Annotated in this window: 4 protein-coding genes; 3 read left to right on the top strand and 1 reads right to left on the bottom strand. The window is 60.8% G+C overall.

Annotated elements, in window-relative coordinates; all coding sequences use genetic code 11:
* The 3 genes from EOM25_12970 to EOM25_12960 all read left to right on the top strand — a co-directional run.
* Positions 1 to 322: S-adenosylhomocysteine deaminase (locus EOM25_12970; GenBank protein ID NCC26086.1), on the top strand; the 322-nt coding region annotated here is incomplete at its 5' end.
* Between the two features lie 100 nt (positions 323 to 422).
* Entirely contained in the window at positions 423 to 2,960 is a 2,538-nt protein-coding gene (locus EOM25_12965) for a response regulator (protein NCC26085.1), read from the top strand.
* Positions 2,961 to 3,000: 40 nt separating this feature from the next.
* Positions 3,001 to 3,204 (top strand): 4-oxalocrotonate tautomerase family protein, encoded by a 204-nt coding sequence (locus tag EOM25_12960; protein NCC26084.1) that lies wholly within the window; start codon positions 3,001 to 3,003, stop codon positions 3,202 to 3,204.
* A 30-nt stretch (positions 3,205 to 3,234) separates the two neighbouring features.
* Here the strand turns inward: EOM25_12960 and EOM25_12955 are convergent, their stop codons facing one another.
* A complete protein-coding gene (locus EOM25_12955) occupies positions 3,235 to 3,798 on the bottom strand; it encodes a DUF3750 domain-containing protein (protein ID NCC26083.1) in 564 nt (187 codons plus the stop codon).
* Positions 3,799 to 3,816: the final 18 nt, after the last annotated feature.

Raw genomic sequence — 3,816 nt, 5'->3', positions numbered from 1 at the left:
CGCCAGGACCGTGGTCCGCATGGCCACCTGCGAGGGGGCCAAGGTCCTGGGCCTGGATGGGCAGATCGGTTCCCTCGAGGCCGGCAAAAAGGCCGACATCTGTATCGTCGATATGAACAAGCCCCACCTGACGCCCATGTTCAGCGAGTATTCCCACCTGGCCTATGCCGTTTCCGGGGCGGACGTGGACACGGTCCTCGTCAACGGCCAAGTGGTCATGCGCAACCGTCGTCTGACGACCATCGACGAGAACGAGGCCATGGAGAGGGTCCGGACCATTTCCGTCCGGGTCAAGAAGAGCCTGAACTGGCCGGAAAACTGACGATCCGGCCCGCGTCGGAACATTGACCCCAAGCCGTATCCCTTCGCTTCACCCGGTTTTCGCCCCCGGCTATTGCCCCGCAGCTAAATCGCATGTAGGAATGATTCCGTCCCTGCTCTTCGCATGCGGGATCTTCCCTGAGCGTGAGGCCCGGGAGGGCGGGATTTCTGGCGCTGGGCAAGGGCGACACGAACAAAGACGGGGCCATGACACGATGATCTTCAGCTACCGGACAGTTTTCCAGGGAACAGTCGTCGCCGTCCTGCTGATTTTCGGGATCGTGACCGGTTCCTTCCTGATCAACAGGGAGTACCGTCATCATCTGGAGACCATGCGGCAGGTCCACGACGATTACGTGGCCCTGCGCAAGGCCGAGGTGAGGACCATCGTTGATCAGCTCGTCGAAACCATCAAGTTCCACAAGGCCGGGGTGGAGGCGAGGCTGAAGCAGAATATCGTCGACAAGGTGCGCATGGCCGTGGACACTGCTGCAGCCATCTATGAAAGTGAAAAAGGCCGACGAAGCGAAGACGAGATCAAGAAACTCATCATCAACACATTGATGCCCCTCCGGTTTTTCGACGGCCGGGGCTATTACTGGATTCATGACACGAATCACAGACTCGTCGCCCATCCTTTCAGGCCCTTTTCGGTGGGCACGGACGATTCCGGGTCCGTGGACAGCAACGGGCAGTTCCTCATCCAAAATTTTGTCTCCACGGCCCTGGCCCATCCGGAAGGCGGCTTTGTCAGCTACTATTGGAGCAAGCCGGATGTGGACGAACGGGAACATGTGGCGCAGGGACGGGAAAAAATCGCCTATCTCCAGCTTTTCGAGCCCCTTGGCTGGGTGATCGGGGTCGGCGAGTATCTGGATGACGTGGATGCCGAGGCAAGAGAGGAGATGATCCGCCGGATCGCCCTGGTCCGCTACGGTGAGGTCGGCTACATCTTCAACCACGACCGGAAGGGCGTCTGCCTGAACCACATTAACGAGGATGTCATCGGCCGGAACCGATGGGAACTTCTCGACGCTGCAGGCACGAAGATCGTCCAGGAACTTGACCGCACCGGCCGTCAACCGGGCGGGGGCTTTCTCGAATACTACGCGTCAGCCGATCCGAGAACCGGGATGCCCTCCAAGAAGCTGAGCTTCATCCGGTCGGTGGACGGCTGGGGCTGGGTCCTCGGGGGCGGAGTCTATCTCGAGGATCTGGATGCGAGGCTGGCCGAGTTGCAGGCCGACATGGGGCACAGACTGCGGGAGAAGATCGTGTTCACGGTTCTGGCCTTGATAGCGGCCGTGGCGTTGATTCTGTTTGTTTTTCATCGGCTGATGGGCTGGTTCTCCCGGGAGATCAATTCCCTGGTTACGAGCGAGGAGGGCGGAGAGATCGCGCCCATTGATCTGGATCGTCTGCGTATCGCCGAATTGCGTGAAATCGCCGCCAAATCCAACCGGATCCTGGCCCAGAAGGCCCAGGCCCAGGCCCAGTTGAGCCAGGCCCAGAAGATGGAGGCTGTGGGCCTTCTGGCCGGAGGCGTGGCTCACGACTTCAACAACCTCCTGCAGGCCATGGGCGGTAACGTCGAACTCCTTCTCCAGGGCAAGGCCGAGAACCATTCCGACGTTCCGAGACTGCAAAAGCTGATCGTCTCCATGGACCGGGCCGCCCAGCTCGTGCGGCAGCTTTTGGTCTTCGGTCGCAAGACCGAATCGCGTAAGGTCCGGATCGACCTGAACCACGAGGTGGAGGATGTGGCCCTGATGCTCGGAAGGACCATCCCCAAGATGGTTTCCCTGAAACTCGATCTCGACCCGGACTTGAGGTTCCTGCAGGCCGACCCGGTCCAGATCGAGCAGGTTCTGCTCAATCTGGCCAACAACTCCGTGGACGCCATGCCCGATGGCGGAAGGTTGACCATCGGGACGGGCAACGAGATTTTGGACGAGGAGTTCGTCCGGCTCCATCCGGGGGCCGGGGCCGGACCGCACGTGCGCCTCACGGTGTCGGACACCGGTTGCGGCATGGATCGGGACATCCAGGACCATGTCTTCGATCCCTTCTTCACCACCAAGGAGGTGGGCAAGGGCACGGGCCTCGGCCTGGCCTCGGTCTACGGCATCGTCAGGGCCCACGGCGGGTATATTCTCTGCGAAAGCGCTCCCGGCCGGGGCACGACGTTCACCATCCTTCTCCCATCGGAAGAGACCGGCGACGGACTGGAAACGACCGAGCCGGGGGACGCCTCGGCCGAAGGGAGGGGCGAGATCGTTCTGGTCGTGGACGACGAGCCCGAGATTCGAGACCTGACCAGGGAGAGCCTGGTGTCTCTCGGGTACGAGGTGGTCGTCGTGGCCAGCGGCGAGGAGGCCCTTCGGGTCTACGAGCAAAATGGTCGGGATATCGACCTGATCCTCCTCGATCTGAACATGCCCGGCATGGGCGGGGGCAAGTGCCTTCAGCGCTTGAAGGGCATAAATCCCCAGGTCCGGGTGGTCGTCGCCACCGGCTACGGCGGAGGGGAACATGCCGAGGAGGCCCGGGCCTCGGGAGCCAGGGGGTACCTCCCCAAGCCCTACAGGATAGCGGACCTGGCGGCCACGGTTCGTCGGGTGCTGGACGAGGAAAGGTGACACGGGCAAAGAGAGCGAGTCGTAAATTCAAGGAGCGAACATGCCATACGTGAATATCAAGATCACCAGGGAAGGGGCCACGGCCGAGCAGAAGGCGGCCCTGATCGAAGGCGTGACCGACCTGCTCCGTCGGGTCCTGGGCAAGAACCCGGCCACGACGGTAGTGGTCATCGATGAGGTCGAAACCGACAACTGGGGCGTTGGCGGGGAATCGGTGACCGTTCGGCGGGCCAGGGAGCAGTGAGAAAAGGGCGTGGCGCAGGCCCGGCCCGTGTCAGCCCCGGTATCCGCTTCCAATGGCTGAAAATGGAAGTTTGACTTCGAGTTCCGGGATTTGCTTGATGACCCAGGCCGTGAAGGTATTGCTGTTCGGCCCGGGGAAGGCTTTATACATGTCGTTCCAAGGGTAGGATCGTGCCGCAGCGTCGATTTTGTCTATGAACACGTCGACACCAGGCCCCCTTTTGTCGGCCAGGAGTTCAGGGCGTTCACCAAACCAATAGCGGTCAGGCGCGTCGCGTTCTATGCGTACGACCGGCAACCCCCTTTTTTTCCGCCATCCCACAACTTCATAAACGGTATAGCTGTCTTCGCCGGTCTTTTTTGCCGCGATCCAGGTGTGAACCGCAAACCAACCTCGCCATCCCCACGTGGAAGCGGCATAGACCTGAACCACGGCCTCGGGCGTCGACGCCGGGTCCGGTGCGATGCCGGCCGGATCCCTGCTCGCCGTTCTCCAGTCATTCGCCGTGCATCCAGTCAACAAAAAGAGGACTAAAGCGGACCAGCATAACCTTTTCATCGACATGTCTCTCAACTGATTTTGAATTGTGGTCATGGCCAATAGATATTTCGA

It is taken from the genome of Deltaproteobacteria bacterium (assembly GCA_009929795.1).
Lineage (GTDB): Bacteria > Desulfobacterota > Desulfovibrionia > Desulfovibrionales > Desulfomicrobiaceae > RZZR01.
Note: the sequence above shows the minus strand (reverse complement) of the source record. Positions and strands in the feature narration are given on the sequence as shown.